At 62.8% G+C, this 16269-nt stretch carries 16 protein-coding genes; 7 read left to right on the top strand and 9 right to left on the bottom strand.

The window, feature by feature from the left end; all coding sequences use genetic code 11:
* Positions 1-31 precede the first annotated feature (31 nt).
* The 4 genes from H7A13_03855 to H7A13_03840 form a co-directional block, all read right to left on the bottom strand.
* Complete coding sequence (locus H7A13_03855) at positions 32-988, bottom strand: copper resistance protein B (GenBank protein ID MCP5332477.1); 957 nt, start codon at positions 986-988, stop codon at positions 32-34.
* Positions 985-2685, bottom strand: a complete 1701-nt coding sequence (locus tag H7A13_03850; GenBank protein ID MCP5332476.1) for a copper resistance system multicopper oxidase — start codon at positions 2683-2685, stop codon at positions 985-987. The genes H7A13_03855 and H7A13_03850 overlap by 4 nt, the downstream gene beginning before the upstream one ends.
* A 74-nt stretch (positions 2686-2759) precedes the next feature.
* Complete coding sequence (locus H7A13_03845) at positions 2760-3161, bottom strand: hypothetical protein (GenBank protein MCP5332475.1); 402 nt, start codon at positions 3159-3161, stop codon at positions 2760-2762.
* A gap of 31 nt (positions 3162-3192) precedes the next feature.
* A complete protein-coding gene (locus H7A13_03840) occupies positions 3193-3471 on the bottom strand; it encodes a hypothetical protein (GenBank protein MCP5332474.1) in 279 nt (92 codons plus the stop codon).
* Positions 3472-3608: 137 nt separating this feature from the next.
* Between H7A13_03840 and H7A13_03835 the strand changes: the two genes are divergently transcribed.
* The gene (locus H7A13_03835) at positions 3609-4598 is read left to right on the top strand and encodes a ribose-phosphate pyrophosphokinase (protein ID MCP5332473.1); all 990 of its coding nucleotides are present in this window, start codon (positions 3609-3611) and stop codon (positions 4596-4598) included.
* Between the two features lie 42 nt (positions 4599-4640).
* Here H7A13_03835 and H7A13_03830 read toward each other — a convergent pair whose 3' ends face one another.
* The 3 genes from H7A13_03830 to H7A13_03820 form a co-directional block, all read right to left on the bottom strand.
* Positions 4641-5675, bottom strand: a complete 1035-nt coding sequence (locus tag H7A13_03830; protein ID MCP5332472.1) for a hypothetical protein — start codon at positions 5673-5675, stop codon at positions 4641-4643.
* Between the two features lie 71 nt (positions 5676-5746).
* Positions 5747-6394: a phosphoribosyl transferase gene (locus tag H7A13_03825; protein ID MCP5332471.1), complete on the bottom strand. Its 648-nt coding sequence runs from the start codon at positions 6392-6394 to the stop codon at positions 5747-5749.
* A gap of 288 nt (positions 6395-6682) precedes the next feature.
* The gene (locus tag H7A13_03820) at positions 6683-7177 is read right to left on the bottom strand and encodes a hypothetical protein (protein ID MCP5332470.1); all 495 of its coding nucleotides are present in this window, start codon (positions 7175-7177) and stop codon (positions 6683-6685) included.
* Between the two features lie 347 nt (positions 7178-7524).
* Here H7A13_03820 and H7A13_03815 point away from each other — a divergent pair, with 347 nt between their 5' ends.
* The 6 genes from H7A13_03815 to pepN all read left to right on the top strand — a co-directional run bounded on the left by H7A13_03815 (position 7525) and on the right by pepN (position 14559).
* Positions 7525-8769 (top strand): hypothetical protein, encoded by a 1245-nt coding sequence (locus H7A13_03815; GenBank protein ID MCP5332469.1) that lies wholly within the window; start codon positions 7525-7527, stop codon positions 8767-8769.
* A 111-nt stretch (positions 8770-8880) separates the two neighbouring features.
* On the top strand, positions 8881-9765 hold the full coding sequence (locus H7A13_03810; protein ID MCP5332468.1) for an NAD(+) kinase: 885 nt from the start codon (positions 8881-8883) through the stop codon (positions 9763-9765).
* 15 nt (positions 9766-9780) lie between these two features.
* The gene (locus H7A13_03805; GenBank protein MCP5332467.1) at positions 9781-10758 is read left to right on the top strand and encodes a metallophosphoesterase; all 978 of its coding nucleotides are present in this window, start codon (positions 9781-9783) and stop codon (positions 10756-10758) included.
* Positions 10751-11617 carry a rhomboid family intramembrane serine protease gene (locus H7A13_03800; GenBank protein MCP5332466.1) on the top strand — a complete coding sequence of 289 codons (867 nt, stop codon included), beginning with the start codon at positions 10751-10753 and terminating at the stop codon, positions 11615-11617. The genes H7A13_03805 and H7A13_03800 overlap by 8 nt, the downstream gene beginning before the upstream one ends.
* A 3-nt stretch (positions 11618-11620) precedes the next feature.
* Entirely contained in the window at positions 11621-11893 is a 273-nt protein-coding gene (locus tag H7A13_03795) for a DUF1315 family protein (protein MCP5332465.1), read from the top strand.
* Positions 11890-14559: an aminopeptidase N gene (gene pepN, locus H7A13_03790; protein ID MCP5332464.1), complete on the top strand. Its 2670-nt coding sequence runs from the start codon at positions 11890-11892 to the stop codon at positions 14557-14559. The genes H7A13_03795 and pepN overlap by 4 nt, the downstream gene beginning before the upstream one ends.
* A 5-nt stretch (positions 14560-14564) precedes the next feature.
* Here the strand turns inward: pepN and H7A13_03785 are convergent, their stop codons facing one another.
* Both H7A13_03785 and H7A13_03780 read right to left on the bottom strand, forming a co-directional pair.
* A complete protein-coding gene (locus H7A13_03785) occupies positions 14565-15824 on the bottom strand; it encodes an HDOD domain-containing protein (GenBank protein MCP5332463.1) in 1260 nt (419 codons plus the stop codon).
* Between the two features lie 78 nt (positions 15825-15902).
* Entirely contained in the window at positions 15903-16232 is a 330-nt protein-coding gene (locus H7A13_03780) for a PilZ domain-containing protein (GenBank protein MCP5332462.1), read from the bottom strand.
* Positions 16233-16269 lie beyond the last annotated feature (37 nt).

Genomic DNA, 16269 nt, shown 5'->3' with positions numbered 1-16269 from the left:
TCGAGCCCCCCTGTGGTCGATGCCAACGTCTTCAGAACCAGAACCGCACTCCGCCAACCCAGCGCCATTCGCTGGTGGCATCACCGGCACTGTGCGCCAGATCGGCGCTCTGCCCAAACTTTCCGCTCCACTCGACACCCAGATAGGGCGCAAGCTGCCGGCTGAACTCATAACGCAGCCGCAGACCCAGCACCCCTTCGGCAAGGCCGCTGCCCAGACCGCGCGCGGGGTCATCCTGGCCATAGAGGTTGAACTCGACCCGCGGCTGCAGGATCGCCCGCTGCGTCAACAGCAACTCATATTCGCTGCCAAGACGCAGCGCACTGCGGCCACCGCTGCCGAGATAGGCCGCCACATCGAGCTCGAACCAGTAGGGCGCCAGCCCATGCAGGCCCAGCGCCAGCCACTGGCGCTCCGGCCCTGCACCACTGTCATGGCGCAGTCCCAGCTGCCGGTCCCAGAACGGGGCGACCGCATGGCTCCAGAGCAGCTCGCTGCGCGCCTCCTGCAGCGTGCCGCTGCTGTGCTCACCTTCGGCCTTCAACCAGAGCCGATCATAGCTGCCGCCCCACCAGGCCTGCGCGTCGTAGGCCGTGCCGGTGTGATCGCGCCCATCGGCCCGCTCCAGCCGATCGATGCGCAGCACCGAGAAGCGGTGCGAGTCGGCCATGTGCGAGTGCTGCCGGCCCTCCAGCAGATAGGGGCCGGAATCGAGCCGGTAGCCATTCGAGTAGGCATCGGGATCACGCCCCTCGCGGGCGGAATCGCCACTGCCGTGGTCCATGCTGCCGTGGTCCATGCTGCCGTGGTCCATCCGGCTGTGGTCGATCGTCTTTGCCGGCGGCTCTTCGATCGCATGAGGGTGCGCATGACCAGCGGTCTCGGCCGCAGCCTGCCTGGTCAGTGCCAGTACGGCCGTCAGCAGCAGCGGTTTCAACCACCCTGCGGGATGAAACGCACTTTTCTTTTCATTGCTCAGAGGGTTCATGCCACCACCACCTCGCGGAACATGCCGCTGTCCATGTGGAACATCAGGTGGCAGTGCCAGGCCCAGCGTCCCAGTGCATCGGCCGTCACCAGAAAGCTGATCCGCTGCGCCGGCTGCACGGCAAAGGTGTGGCGGCGAAGCTGAACGGCTCCGGCTGGGCTCTCCAGTTCGCTCCACATGCCATGCAGATGCATCGGATGGGTCATCATGGTGTCGTTGTGCAGGATCACCCGCAGCCGCTCGCCGTGGCGGAAATGCACCGGCGTCGATTGGCCGTACTCGACGCCATCGAACGACCAGCTGTAGCGCTCCATGTTGCCGGTCAGGTGCAGCTCGATCTCGCGGTCGGCCATTCGCCGATCGAGCACGCCCTCCAGGCTGTGCAGATCGGCCAGCGTCAGGACGCGGCGACCATTGTTGCGCAGCCCCACGCCGGGATCGTCCAGATTGCTGCGTGCCCTGTCGACCCGCATGTCGGTCCCCGGGCCATGTTCGCTGCGGGCATGGTGCGCCGGCCTGCCGCCATGCATGTCGCCCATCATGTCCGTCATCGACAGCCATTCGACCGGATCGAGCGCCGGCACCGGGGCGGTCAGGCCCGGCCGCGTCGCCAGCGTGGCACGGGCAAAGCCCGAGCGGTCCATCGACTGGGCGAAGAGCGTATAGACATCATCGCGTGGGGCGACGATGACGTCATAGGTTTCACCGGGCCCGAACCGCAGCTCATCGACGGTGACCGGTTCGACATTCTGGCCATCGACCTGCACCACCGTCAGCGGCAGTCCGGGGATGCGCAGATCGTAAAAGGTCATGGCACTGCCGTTGATCAGCCGCAGCCGCAGCCGCTCGCCGGGGCGGAACAGCCCGGTCCAGTTGTCCGCTGGCGTCATGCCGTTGATCAGGTAGCGGTAGGTGTGGGCTGAAATGTCGGCCAGATCGGTCGGGTTCATCCGCATCTGCTGCCACATCTGGCGGCGTTCGATGGCGGCCGACCAGCCGGCGCTGGAGAGATCGCGCACGAAGTCGGCCAGCGTCGGCTGGTTGAAGTTGTAGTAGTCGCTCTGCACCTTCAGCCGCTTCAGCAGCTGCATCGGCTCCTCGTCGCTCCAGTCGGACAGCAGCAGCACGAGGTCACGGTCGGCCTGAATCCGCTCACCCTCGATCGGATCGATGATGATGGCGCCATACAGGCCGCGCTGCTCCTGCATGCCGGAGTGGGAGTGGTACCAGTAGGTGCCGCTCTGTGCCACCTTGAAGCGATAGGTGAAGGTGCCGCCAGGCGGGATGCCCGGAAAACTGATGCCCGGCACGCCATCCATCTGATAGGGCAGCAGGATGCCATGCCAGTGGATCGAGCTCTCTTCGGCCAGACGGTTGTAGACGCGAAGGGTGACCGTATCGCCCTCACGCCAGCGCAGCGTCGGCGCCGGCAGCGCGCCATTGATGGTGGTGGCCAGCCGCGGATGGCCGGTGAAGTTGACCGGTGTCTCGGCAATGGTGAGATCGAATTGGGTGCCGCGCAGCTCCCTCGGGGTGGCGCTGGCCACTGCCGAAGCCGTGAACTCCGCTCCAGGGTCGGCCTGGCCGAACCGCGGCGCCAGACCACAGACTCCCGCCGCCAACCCGACACCAATCCCCTGCACCAGGCGACGGCGCCGCCAATCGAACCCGGCAGGGGGACTCTTTCTGGATGACATCTTTGACTCCAAATCGCATGGTCGACAGCCGCCTCCGCACAGATGCGGATGACGGCAGTGGCAAGCTCAGGAGTTCAGCTGATCGGGGGCCTGAAAGGTGGCCGCCCATGGGCCGGCAATGGCACGGTCCGCTGGAGTGCAGGGCTGAAGTTTGCAATGCGCACCCGCGCGGAGAGCGCCTGATGACCCGGCAGCGCAGTCAGACCGCCGCACAGACCGTGCAGGCAACCACACCCGAGGCCACTGCCTCCCGCAGGGATGCCGTGATGACCGCAGTGGCGATTCGCCGCCATCTCCTGGTCGTTGGCACTGCTCTGCCCACTCTGTTCGTGCGCCAGTGAATTGACCCATTCGGCGTGCTGTCGGGGTGCAGCCACTGCCAGAAGCAGACCCAGCAGTGCCAGCAGCACCAACCGGCGCCGCGTCGAATGGCCCGGCAACGGCGCCTTGACTGACTCCGACCAGAACCTGTTCATGCTTCAACCACACGCTCGCGGCGGCAACGGATCAATCAACCTTTTCAAAAAGGTGGTAGGTCTCGGGAATGTACTGATCCACCGCCGTGCCAACATAGTGGTAGCTGACCGGAATGCCATCGCCGGAACGGTAGAGGTGGAAGGTGCGACGCTGCTTGGGCCCCTGGCGACTGATGTCGACCTCGACCCACATGAACACCTTCTTGTTGGGGACCAGAAATTCGACCCAGCGCACCTGGGCGTCATGCGGCAGATCGACGTGGAAGGGTTGATCGGTCATTGGCACTTCATATTTGTGCATGGTCTTCATGGGCGGCACTACTCTGTACGGGCGAAATATTCCACAACCTGGCAATCGCCAGCAGTCTAATCAATAGTTGATCGCGGCGAAACTTTGATGGAGGCTACAGTCACACCCCTCTGATATCAGATTTTGGATGAAAATACGTGACTAACCCATTGTCCATATTCGATCTCGACTCCAACTCCTCGCTTGCTTTCGCAACGGCTTCGGCGCTCGGAGCTCCGCTTTCGGCCTGGGAAGAGCGCCAATTCGAGGATGGCGAGCACAAGGCCAGACCCCTCGAAAGCGTCCGTGGCCACCATGTCGTGCTGCTGCAATCGCTCTACAGCGATGCGGCTCATTCGGTGAATGACCGCCTGGTCAGAGAGCTGTTCTTTGTCGCTGCACTCAAGGATGCCGGCGCCACCGAAGTGACCGTCGTCGCACCCTACCTCGCCTATGCACGCAAGGACCGCAGGAGCAAGCCGCGCGATCCGGTCACCAATCGCTATGTGGCCCAACTGTTCGAAGCGGTGGGAAGTGATCGACTGCTGACCATCGACGTCCACAATCTGGCCGCCTACCAGAATGCCTTTCGCATTCCGACCGAACACCTCGAAGCCAAGAGCCTGTTCGTCGACCACTTCGCCACCCTGCTGGAGGGAAATGCCTGCATCCTCTCGCCCGATGTCGGCGGTGTGAAACGGGCCGAGGCGCTGCGTCGCTCTTTGAGTCGCCGCCTCGGACGTGAGCTGAACAGCGCCTTCATGCAGAAATGGCGCAGCCGTGGCGAACTGAGCGGCGAACGGCTGGTCGGCGATGTCGCCGGGCAGGAGGTGGTGATCATCGATGATCTGATCGCATCAGGGGCCACCCTGCTGCGCACCATCGAGGCCGCAGAGCGGGCTGGCGCGCGCCGGATCCATGCTGCCGCGACCCATGCGCTGTGGGCCGGCAAGAGCCATGCACTGCTCGATCATCCCGCCCTCACCACCCTGGTGGTCACCGACACCCTGCCACTGCTCCAGCGCGCCAATCCAGTGCTGCAGCAGCGCGTCGAGCTGCTTTCGGTGGCGCCGCTGCTGGCCGAGGCGATCGGGCGGATTCACCGGCGCGAGTCGCTGACCGAGCTGTGGCTCGATGCCGAGACATGACACCGGTTCATGCAGACGGCTGCCAACCCGGCCTCCGGTCGATCAACCAAAAGCTTCCGGCTGCCGCAGGACCCGCGCGGCTTGCTGCAGATAAAACCGGGCACGCTCCCGCCACTTTGCACCATCTCCGGGTTTGCGCTGCGGCTGATCCAGATGACGGATGGCGAGACGGCTCCAGAGCAGCGCACGATAGCCGTGGTAAAAATCGACCAGATGGTCAGGCACCGGATCCTGCTCGATGGCCTGATATTCGGCCAGCAGCGTCCGGCCAAAATCGGGCTCGCCCAGCCGAAGACATTCGAGGTCGAGCAGGCTCAGCTCGTCGATCGGATCGAGCCAACGCAGTTCACGGCTGAATTCGAGGCAGTCGATGACCAACGGCTGGCCATCGATCAGGTAGACATGCTCGGGACGCAGATCACCATGCCCCTCGACGATCCGCCGCTGGCGACTGCGGGCCTGCAGCGTTTCACCGTGCTGGTCGATGTAGGCCAGCAGACGGCCATGCAACTGCTCGATCCATTGCCGTGACAGAGGGTAGTCTCCGGCAATCAGCGCCTGCTGGTTGTGCTCGATCCGCTCGCGAAAGTGCGCCACATACCCGGCCGCACCATGCGGTGATTTTTCCGCCTGTCGATAGAAGTCCCCCAATCGTCGCACCAGCATTTCGACCGCGTCAGGCGGAATGGCCCCAGCGAGAATCAACTGGTCGAGACTGCGCGCCCTAGGCAGCCGGCGCATCATCACCAGGTAATCCAGCGTCTGCCCCTCCCCATCGATCCGGCACAGCCCCGCGCTGCTCAGTGTCAGCCTGACCACATCGAGGTAGACCTCGGCCGCCAACCGCCGGTTGAGCCGCAGCTCCGTCTCGCAATTGAGCCGCCGCCGCGCCAAGGTGGAAAAATCGAACAGCGGCTCGCGCAACGGCTTTTTGAGCTTGTAGACCCGTTCCGGTGTCAGAAACAGCCAGGACATGCGGGTCTCCACCACTTCGATGACGCTCTGCGCCGGCAGCGCATGGGTGTGCGGATCGCGCAGCAACGCGACCTTTTCCGCCAAAGTGAGGGTGGACGTCATGCGGTCACCGCTCCGCGCCACTCACTCTCACTCACGGATGCCATGAATTCCGACTCAACAGCCCCGGCGTGTCAGGACGGCGCCGCAGGAGCGGCCTGCTTGAGCAGTTCAATCACATCCTGGTCACTCAACTGGGAGAAATCATCGTAATAGGCGCCTACCGCACCAAGGTAGTGCTCCGCAATCTCCACCGCCACCACCTGCGACACCATCCTGGCCAGACGTCTGGCCGTGTCGGCCGGCACCACCGGCACGGCGACCACCAACTCCTGCGCACCCCGCGCCTTGGCATCCTGAATGGCCGCCTCCATCGTGAGCCCAGTGGCAATGCCATCATCGACCAGAATCACCGCCTTGCCCTCGAGCGCACAGGGCGAACGCTCACCCAGATAGCAGCGCCGACGACGCAGGGCCTCCTGCTGCGCACGCGCGACGGCCTGCTCGAACCAGCCAGGATCAAGGCCGGCCACCTCCACGCTGTTGATGGCCCGCGCGCCGCTTTCGACCACTGCCGCCACGGCATATTCCGGATTGTGGGGATGGCCGATCTTGCGCGGAATGATCAGGTCGAGCGGCATCCGGAGTCTTGGCGCCACCACCGCGGCCAGCGGCACTCCTCCACGCGGCAGCGCCAGCACCACACCAGTACGGCCAATCCACGGCGCAAGCCGCTGCGCCAGCACTTCGCCCGCATGTCGACGATCACGAAAACGGACCATGGCTCACTCCCGCGACAGCCTGTTCGCTCTGCTCCCAAAGGCATGCGAACCAGTTTGCCGCCAACGGACTCGGCTGTCGATGCCTTCCACGGCTCTCCTCGAACCGTCGCGGAGCGTGACGGTCAAGCCACCGTCATTGCGCTGCCAAAGCGTCCCAATCTTCTTGCACAGGCAGTGAAGTGAAGCAGGCACGATTTGATTCTCGAAAAAAACGCCCTGAAATTCAGGGCGTTTTTTCTCCAACGCTGTCTGATCCCTCTCAAGACCAGACAGCCTGGCTGCGAAGCCTCATGCGCGGCGGCGACGCGCGAAACCGACCAGACCCAGCATCGCCGAACCCAGCAACAGAACCGGTGCGGGGAGCGGCACGGCAGTCAGCCCAACCGCACCTATGTAGCTGCCGATGGGGAAAAAGCCAGTACCGGTGGTTCCGGTCACCGAAATGCTGTACATGCCGGGGCTCAACACGATGGAGGGCCCCAGCAGAACAGGCGACAGCAATGGCAACGGGGAAGGAACTGAGGCAAAAGGAGTTCCCGAGATATCGGCGCTCAGCGAAGCGATGCCGAAGATTCCGGCAAAGCCGCTAACCAGCTTGCCTGTCTCGGTCACTTCGAATTTCCAAGTATCGGCAATGCTGCCAAACGCGATACTGATATCAAGCTCAGTATCACCCACCCCGAGTTTCCCCAGGTCGATGGTGGCGGCATGGCTGTTGAGAGAGAACACCGCGCTGGCCACCATCAGCAGGGCCATTGCGAAACGTTTGGGTATCATTTTCATACATCACTCCTTGGGTTCCGGGTTGAGGTCAGCAGTCAGTTACGACAGCAAATTGAAAAATGCAAACATTAGGCCAATATGCTTTATTCGTTCTGGATCAAGCTATTGAAAAAATCCAGCTCCGCGCCAAAATCAAAACTGTAAAAAATCTTGACACTCTTCTGTCTGAAACACGGCGACTGCCTCCTGCTGGTGCGTCCGGTCATGGCACCACCACCGGGCAGCCACCACCGACAGTGCTGATTGTGCCAAGCTCGTCACAACGTGCCAAGCCAATGCCCCACTATACTTCGACAGGGCGCCTCCTCTATTGCAGATGACATGATCAAACCAAGGCAAATTCCTGCATGAACCCCGCAACGGCACTGCGCGCTGAGGCGGTGCTCTTTTTCGAGCACGGCGCACTGTGCAGAACGATGCTGAAAGTCGAATTCGACGCACTGCTCGACCAGGTGGTGGGCGTTGCCGATTTTGCCGGCCAGATGATCGACGCCGCCTACGTCACCATTCTGCCGGGTCTGGTGATCGAAACCGTGGTGCTGTTCAGGATCGGCTTCGATGACGATGGCTATGCCGATCGCCAATGGGATCTGCCGCTTGAGCAGCTTCTTCACTATGCGGAACCGGTCGCCATCACTGATCAGACCAACCTGCGTCTCAGCAGCCTCAACCACTGTCCGCTGCCATGGCTCCAGACCCACCTGTGGGAACCCGACCTCCAGCGTGAACACAATGTGCTGGTGCAGATTCACGAGGCAATCAGCCGGAACCGGCTGGGCCTCGCCTTTGCGGACGAACCCTCCAGACCGCTTTCTTCCGCCACCTTCGCACAACACGCGAACTCCATCGGCACGGCCGGATTCGACACGCAGGCCATCGAACAGCGTCATCAGCAGGAGATCCACGCTCTGCGCAAGGCGCATCAGCAGGCGCTTGACGAGTTGAGCGAAGAGATCGATCGCTACGCCCGCTCGCTGGAAGAGGAGCTGACCAACAATCTCGTTCTGAAGAAGCAACTGCACAACCAACAGGTCGAAACAAAAAGGCTCTCCCCGGCAAACAGACCGCATCAAGCAGAACCACAGGAGCAAGCCCCACACCTTGGTGTGGCACAAGCCGGTAACACGACTCGACTCGCCGCACTCGATGAAGCCTTCAGACTCCAGGAGGTGGAGCTCTGTTATGCGCGCGAGCACCGCAACCGTCTCGAAGCCGAACTGGCCAAGTTGCAGCAGGAGCGCGCTGACTGGGCCGGGCAAAGCGCCGATGGTTTGCTGGCCAGACTGCAGGCACTGGGGGTCGCCCTGATCGCCTACCATCCAGGCGCTGGCCACTTCAATCTGGCCCTCGCCACGATTCCTGACTATCTGGCCAACCCGCAGGCCCAGGCAGCACAGCGTTGTCAGGTGAGCGAAACACACTATCGACTCTGGCTCGATCATTACCAGAATCCACGCTGCAACGCAGTTCAGGCCGGTGGCAAGCGCTGCGAGCAGCCCGTGGCGCCTGTGCAGGCACCCGCCCATTTCACCACCGGCCTCAGTGATCGCTGCCCGCTCCATCGGCATGATCGCCTGCGCGTGCAGGGTTAGGCTCACACACCATCCACGCCCCGCGCGTGGCCCTGCGTCGAGCACTGTTTCTGGACGGAAACGGCCGGCGGCACCATAATCAGCCACTCTTTTTGTCATGATGGATGCTCAATGGAGCAGTTTCGCAATGTCGGGCTGATTGGCAGGCTCGAAAGCCCCGGCGTGATCGAAACCCTGAAAACGCTCAAGGAGTTTCTGGTCGCTGAAGGCTATCGAGTCATCCTTGAAGAGAGCACCGCCGCCGAATTCATCGACCATGGCCTGCAGGTGAGCCATCTGCGCCTGCTGGGCGAAATCTGCGATCTGGCGATCGTGGTGGGGGGAGATGGCAGCATCCTCGGCGCCGCCCGCGCACTGGCCCGACACAAGGTGCCGGTATTGGGCATCAACCGGGGCCGACTGGGATTCCTCACCGACATCTCTCCCGACGAAGTGCCTGCCAAAATCACCGATGTACTGGCCGGCAAGTACATCATGGAGAGCCGCTTTCTGCTCGATGCCCAGTTGCAGCGCAATGGCGAACCGGTCAACAGCGGCCGCGCGCTGAACGATGTCGTGCTCCACCCGGGGCAGGCGACACGAATGATCGAGTTCGAGCTCTACATCGAGGGCCAGTTCGTCTACAGCCAGCGTTCGGATGGGCTGATCGTCGCCACGCCAACCGGTTCGACCGCCTACGCCCTGTCGGCGGGTGGGCCGATCATGCATCCGACACTCGACGCCATCGCGCTGGTGCCGATGTTCGCCCACACCCTCAGCAGCCGGCCGATCGTGGTGGGTGGGTCAAGCGAGATCAAGATCGTTCTGGGGGTGGAGAACCGCTTCAACCTGCAGATCAGTTGCGATGGCCAGGACCACCTGATCGCGGCGCCTGGCGATGTGCTCTATGTACAGAAATACCCACACAAGCTGCGCCTGATCCACCCGCTCAGCCACAATTTCTACGAAATCTGCCGCAGCAAGCTGGGCTGGGGCAATCTGCTGGAGCGCACATGAATCATCGGTGCCGCCATGGCTGACGCTCCCGGTGGCTACGACCTGATCGGCGATGTGCATGGCTGCGCGCTGACCCTGTTCCACCTGCTGGAGAAGCTGGGCTACCAAAAGCGCGCCGGCGTCTACCGCCACCCCAGCCGCCAGCTGATTCTGACCGGCGATCTGATCGACCGCGGTCCGCGCATCCGCGAGGCGCTGCACCAAGTGCGCGACATGGTCGAGGCCGGTGCCGCGCAGATGGTGATGGGCAACCATGAGTACCACGCGCTCTGTCATTGCACGCCGGCCAAGGCGGGCAGTCCGCATCCATATCTGCGCGAACACAGCCCGCGCCACCAGGCGGTCATCGAGGCGACGCTGGAGCAGTTCGCCAACCACCATGCCGACTGGCACGCCTTTCTCGACTGGTTCCTGACGCTGCCGCTGTTTCTGGAGCTGCCCGGCTGCCGCGTCGTGCATGCCTGCTGGGACCATGCGCTGATCGATCAATTCCGGCAGCAACATGGTGGCAACCGACTGACCGCCGACCTGCTGCAGCAGTCGGTGGCGCGCAACAGCTTCGTCTACCGCCTGGTCAACCGCCTGTTGCATGGGCTGATACTGCCGCTGCCGGATGGCGACAGCATCACCGGCCATGATGGCATCGCCCGCAGCCACTTCCGGGCCAAATTCTGGGAGGAGGATCCGGCCAGCTATGCCGATCTGCTGTTCCAGCCCGATCTGCTGCCGGTCGAGGTGGCGCAGCGCATGATTTCGCAGGAGCACCGCGCCCGGCTGCTGCACTACCGCGCCGACGAACCGCCACTGTTCATCGGCCACTACTGGCGCACCGGCGTGCCGGAGACCATCCGTCCCAACCTCGCCTGCCTCGACTACAGCGCAGTCAAATCAGGCAAGCTGGTCTGCTATCGCTTCGATGGCGAAACCCGGCTCGATTCGGCCAAGTTCGTCTGGCAGACGATGGAACTCGATCAGCCACGCAGACATGCATAAGGCGCTCGAAATCAGCCATCCTGCCAACCTCCGCGGCTTCAGCCGATTGCTGCACAGCCATGGCATCGAACACCGCATCGTCGAGGAGCGCGGCCATCAGGTGCTGTGGGTCAGCGAGGCCGGCCAGATCGAACAGGCCACTGCGCTCTATCGCCGTTTTCTGGCCGACCCCAGCCTCCAGCATCGGGCCGCACCCGCTGTCGTAGCCAACGATTCCGAGTGGTGGCTGGCCTGGCTGCGAGCCCCGGTGACGCTGACACTGGTTGCCACCACAGTCGGTGTGACCGGTCTGCTCTGGCTCACCGACAGCACCACTTTGCTGGGCTGGCTCACCTTTTACGACCTGACCCAGATCGGCCCCTACGCCATTCTGAATCCAGCCGTGGCCAGCCAACCCTGGCGCCTGCTGACTCCGATCTTTCTGCACTTCGGGCTTTTGCACCTGGTCTTCAACATGCTCTGGCTGGCCGAACTGGGACGGCGCATCGAGTGGGCACAGGGGGGCAAGGTTCTGCTGCTGCTGGTGGTGGTGCTCGGGCTGATCTCCAACTGCGCTCAGGCCTGGGTCGCGCGGGAGAGTCTCTTCGGCGGCATGTCCGGGGTGATCTTCGGTCTGTTCGGCTACTGCTGGCTGTGGGAGCGGTTCCGCAAGACCCGGCTGTTCGCCCTGCCCCGGGGCGTCATCGGCTTTTTGCTGATCTGGCTGGCACTCGGCTACAGCAACATTCTGACCATGGCCGGTTTCGGTTCGATTGCCAACACCGCCCATGCCTCCGGCCTGCTGGCCGGACTGCTGGTGGCGGCCATTGCGCTGATCGCAACGGCAAGCCCCCCTCGACAACGCAGAGAGAAGGAGTGATCGGTGAATCTGCCGCAACTGGTCGACACGCTCGATGAAGCCACCTATCAGCGACTGAAACAGTCGATCGAGACCGGTCGCTGGCCCGATGGCCGGCTGCTGAGCAGCGAACAGCGCGAGAACAGTCTGTTGCTGCTGATCGCCTATGAGACCCGCCACCTGCCCACAGAGGCACGCACCGGCTACCTTCCGCCGAAATCGGACTGCGACCCGACTCCGGGCGACAGCGCCGCACCCCTTGTCATCCGCCACCGCGACGAGACCCACAGCAGATGAACCATCCCGCCCCTCAACCCGTGCTGCTGAGCGACTACCGCCCGCCCGCGTTTTTGATCGATCATACCCGGCTGCATTTCGATCTCGATCCGGTCGCCACCGAGGTCACTGCCGAATTGACGATGCGCCGCAATCCGGCGGCGCAGGCCACCGACCGGCTGCGGCTCGATGGTGTCGAGCTCGAACTCTGTTCGGTGACGCTGGAGGGTCAACCACTGTCACCGCAGCAGTATCGTCAGGATGCCGAGTCACTGACGATCAGCGGCGTGCCGGAGGCATTCACACTGCGGCTGGTGACCCGCATCCACCCCGCCGACAACAGCGCGCTGGAAGGGCTCTACCTCTCGCAAGGGCGCCTCTGCACCCAGTGCGAGGCCGAGGGCTTTCGCAAGATCACCTACTACCTCGACCGCCCCGACGTGATGTCGCGCTTCTCCACCACCCTGGTTGGTGATGCAGAACGTTTTCCGGTGCTGCTGTCGAACGGCAATCCGGTGGCTCATGGCAGCCTCGCCGATGGCCGCCACTGGGTCACCTGGGATGATCCCTTCAGAAAACCCTGCTATCTCTTCGCGCTGGTGGCGGGACGGCTCGATCACCACGAGTCACAGTTCCACACCCGCTCCGGACGCACGGTGCAACTGCGCATCCACGTCGAACCCAAGGATCTCGACAAGTGCGCCCATGCGATGGCTTCACTGCAACAGGCCATGGCCTGGGATGAGCAGCACTACGGATGCGAGTACGACCTCGACCAGTACAACATCGTGGCCATCGACGACTTCAACATGGGTGCGATGGAGAACAAGGGGCTCAACATCTTCAACACCTCCTGTGTGCTCGCCCATCCTCAGACCACCACCGATGCCGCCTTTGCCCGGGTTGCAGCAGTGGTGGCCCACGAATATTTCCACAACTGGTCGGGCAATCGGGTCACCTGCCGCGACTGGTTCCAGTTGAGTCTCAAGGAGGGCTTCACGGTCTTTCGCGACCAGCAGTTCTCCGCCGACCTCGGCTCCGCGACCGTGAAGCGGATCGAGGATGTCAACCTGCTGCGCACGGTGCAGTTTGCCGAAGACAGCGGCCCGATGGCCCATCCGATCCGCCCCGACAGCTACCTGGAGATCTCCAACTTCTACACCCCGACCGTTTATGAAAAGGGTGCCGAGGTGGTGCGGATGCTGCACCAGTTGCTGGGACCGCAGCGATTTCGCCGTGGCTGCGACCACTACTTCAGCCAGCACGATGGCGAAGCCGTCACCACCGACCATTTCGTCAGCGCGATGGAGGCGGCCAACGATGTCGACCTGAGTCAGTTCCGCCGCTGGTACAGCCAGGCTGGCACGCCGATCGTGCGGGTCGAGGATGCCTACGATGCCGAATCCAGGCGCTACACCCTCACCATCAGCCAGTCGACCCCCTCGACACCGGGACAACCGGGCGAAGCCAAGCAGCCGCTGGTCATTCCGCTGAGTCTGGCCCTCTATGACGGTCAGGGTCGGGAGATGCCACTGCAGTGCGATGACGAAGCCGACGCGGCCACCACCCAGCGGGTCTTCGCCATCACTGAATCCCGACAGCAGCTACGATTCCGCAATGTCGCCGAGCGTCCCACACCGTCACTGCTGCGCGGCTTCTCGGCGCCGGTCAGGCTCGAGTATGACTACAGTCGCGATGCATTGCGCTTTCTCGCCCGCCATGACAGCGACGGTTTCAACCGCTGGGAGGCGATGCAGCGGCTGATGGTGCTCTGCGTACAGGAGCAGATCGCCAGCCATCTGCGCACCGAGACAACCCCTTTCACCGCTGATCTGATCGAAACCGTGCAGGCACTGCTCGATGATCAGCAGTTGACGCCGGCCGAACTGGCCAGGATGGTGCAACTGCCGAGCGAGGCCTACCTGAGTGGACTCGCCGAGCCAATCGAAGTCGAGGCGATTCATGCCGCCCGCCGTGGCTGGCAGAGGGAACTCGGCCAGCAACTCATTGGCCGCTGGCAGCAACTCTTCGAGGCGAACCGCCCGGCACCGCCCTATCGCGCCGATGCCGAACAGAGCGGTCGCCGCGCGCTGCGCGCGGTGGCACTGGAGTATCTGGCGGCCGCCGACGTCTCTGGGGCCGAGGAGGCGAGCCGACTCTACTTCGCCGCCGACAACATGACCGAAGCACTCAGCGGCCTGCGCACACTGCTGCACAGCCCCTATCCAGAACTCGAGGCGCTGCGCGAGCAAGCTTTATCCCACTTCTATCAGCGCTGGCAGCATGAGCCGCTGGTGGTCGACCAATGGTTGGCACTGCAGGCCACGGCGCCACGACCGGAGACCCTGCAACGGGTCGAGACGCTGCTGATGCATCCCGCTTTCGACCTCCGCAACCCGAACAAGAGCCGGGCGCTGATCGGCAGCTTTGCCGGTCAGAACCCGATCCAGTTCCATCGCACCGATGGCCGCGGTTACCGTTTTCTGGTCGATCAGGTCCTGCGCATCGACCCGCTCAACCCACAGATCGCCGCCCGGCTGGTGCTGCCGCTGACGCGGTGGAAAAAGTACGGGACGACACGGCAGACGACCATGCGAGCGGAGCTGGCGCGCATCGCCGAGGGTACGACACTCTCAAGGGATCTGCTCGAGGTGGTCAGCAAGAGCCTGGCCAGCGAAGCGGTCTGATCTGATCAGGCCAGCAGCAGTTGTCTGGCCTCGTCGACCTGCTCGCTGGCCTCGTCCAGAATCTTGAGCAACCCGGCGCTGGTCAGCCCCTGGTTGCTCAGCTTGCGGTAGGCCGGCAGCGTCTGGATGTCGGGCAGTTGCGGATAGTCGGGATGACCACGCAGCAGGTGCACCTGTGCCAGCACCACCAGATCGGCATAGGTCAGTTGTGCGCCATTGTCGGCGGACCAGCTTTCACACTTCTGACAGGCCTCGACCATCGCTGCCGGGAAATCCCACTTCTGCAGGATCAGCACGCTGACCCGCCGGCCAAACTCATGGATCACGCTTTCAAGCCGCTCCGGCGTGGCGGTGATGTCGGGATAGTGCTCGGCATGGCTGATGATGGCCAACACGCCGATGTCGTGCAGCAGACCGGTCAGCAGCGCCTGTTCGGGATTGAGCCCCCGGTTGAGGCGGGCCAGCACGAAACAGGTCGCGGCCACCTCGACACTGTGCTGCCACAGCGCCATCAATCGCTGCTTCAGCAAGGGTTGATCACTGGTGAAGAGCTCGCGCACCGCAAAACTGGTGACGATCTGCTTGGTCGACTGCATCCCCAGACGCACGATGGCCTGCGTCAGGGTCTCGAAATGTGACTGCCCACGGTAAAGCGGGCTGTTGGAAATCCGCAGCAACTTGGCGGCAATGGCCGGATCGGAGGCAGCCGCCTTGGCCACCATCTCGGCATTGCTCTGCTCGCTGTCGATCATCTCGCGGATGCGCAGCGCCACCACCGGCAAGGTCGGCAGCGCCAGCGCGTCATTTTTCAAATCTTCATAGATGTCGAAATAGAGGCTGCCGGTCGTTGCATCCTGCTGCACCTCGATCCTGGCCAGCTCATTCGCGGTCTGTACCGAGAACTCGACCTGCATCGCCGGTTCCGGTTCCTTCGCCGGCCGCAACAGGTTGGGCGCCACCCACAGGAAGCGAACCGGCGTCAATGCCACCACCCGGTACATGCTTGGACGCAGCCGTGCGATCGGCAATGCGGCGCTTTCGCTGCCGCTCTTGATGACCGACCTGCGACCATCGCGCGCCTCCAGCGCCAGAGTGCCTTCGACGAGAAACAGCTCCCCTCGTTCGGTGCTGCCAAGATTCAGCAGGACCGTTTTGGCGGGCGCCGAGCGCAGTGAAAGCTGATCGCTCAGCGCACTCAACCATGCATCGTCGCAACTGCTGAAGGACGAGAACAATTTCAACTGTTCGGGCAAGACCCGTTCCATCGTTGCAGTGCTCATAACCACCGATTCACTTTATAACCTGATCAAATCACAAACCGTGCCATCAATGGCCGTCGCCCTTCAGAACTTCGCCGCCGACTCCAGCAGCAAAACCAGATCATCGTCGGCAATATCGATGAGCTGAAAACCAGTGTAGTACTGGCTGCCTTCGGCATTCTGACTCCAGAGCGCATCAGCCCCCAGATGGATGTGGGTTTTTCCCGCCACAGGCGTTGTCAACTCCAGACGCAGCCGATAGAGCCGATCGGTCACGACCGGCCGGTCACCCGCCACCATCACCCCCCCTTGCGAGACATTGACCACGACACCCATTCTGCTGCCATCGCCGCGGTCGATCACCTGGAGTTCTTGATCCAGGGTGATTCTTGGAGATTTTCTCAACTCATCCATTCAGATTCCCCACGAAAAGACCGCTCTGTCCAATCTG

This window comes from Pseudomonadales bacterium, assembly GCA_024234215.1.
Taxonomy (GTDB): domain Bacteria; phylum Pseudomonadota; class Gammaproteobacteria; order Pseudomonadales; family UBA5862; genus JACKOQ01.
Note: the sequence above shows the minus strand (reverse complement) of the source record. Positions and strands in the feature narration are given on the sequence as shown.

Bases quoted from the DNA above. Each gene is read 5' to 3' on its own strand.
- H7A13_03815 (MCP5332469.1), top strand. From the start codon at position 7,525: ATGAACCCCGCAACGGCACTGCGCGCTGAGGCGGTGCTCTTTTTCGAG.
- pepN (MCP5332464.1), top strand. From the start codon at position 11,890: ATGAACCATCCCGCCCCTCAACCCGTGCTGCTGAGCGACTACCGCCCG.
- H7A13_03810 (MCP5332468.1), top strand. From the start codon at position 8,881: ATGGAGCAGTTTCGCAATGTCGGGCTGATTGGCAGGCTCGAAAGCCCC.
- H7A13_03855 (MCP5332477.1), bottom strand. From the start codon at position 988: ATGAACCCTCTGAGCAATGAAAAGAAAAGTGCGTTTCATCCCGCAGGG.
- H7A13_03785 (MCP5332463.1), bottom strand. From the start codon at position 15,824: ATGGAACGGGTCTTGCCCGAACAGTTGAAATTGTTCTCGTCCTTCAGC.
- H7A13_03830 (MCP5332472.1), bottom strand. From the start codon at position 5,675: ATGACGTCCACCCTCACTTTGGCGGAAAAGGTCGCGTTGCTGCGCGAT.
- H7A13_03780 (MCP5332462.1), bottom strand. From the start codon at position 16,232: ATGGATGAGTTGAGAAAATCTCCAAGAATCACCCTGGATCAAGAACTC.
- H7A13_03800 (MCP5332466.1), top strand. From the start codon at position 10,751: ATGCATAAGGCGCTCGAAATCAGCCATCCTGCCAACCTCCGCGGCTTC.
- H7A13_03840 (MCP5332474.1), bottom strand. From the start codon at position 3,471: ATGAAGACCATGCACAAATATGAAGTGCCAATGACCGATCAACCCTTC.
- H7A13_03805 (MCP5332467.1), top strand. From the start codon at position 9,781: ATGGCTGACGCTCCCGGTGGCTACGACCTGATCGGCGATGTGCATGGC.
- H7A13_03850 (MCP5332476.1), bottom strand. From the start codon at position 2,685: ATGTCATCCAGAAAGAGTCCCCCTGCCGGGTTCGATTGGCGGCGCCGT.
- H7A13_03820 (MCP5332470.1), bottom strand. From the start codon at position 7,177: ATGAAAATGATACCCAAACGTTTCGCAATGGCCCTGCTGATGGTGGCC.
- H7A13_03825 (MCP5332471.1), bottom strand. From the start codon at position 6,394: ATGGTCCGTTTTCGTGATCGTCGACATGCGGGCGAAGTGCTGGCGCAG.
- H7A13_03845 (MCP5332475.1), bottom strand. From the start codon at position 3,161: ATGAACAGGTTCTGGTCGGAGTCAGTCAAGGCGCCGTTGCCGGGCCAT.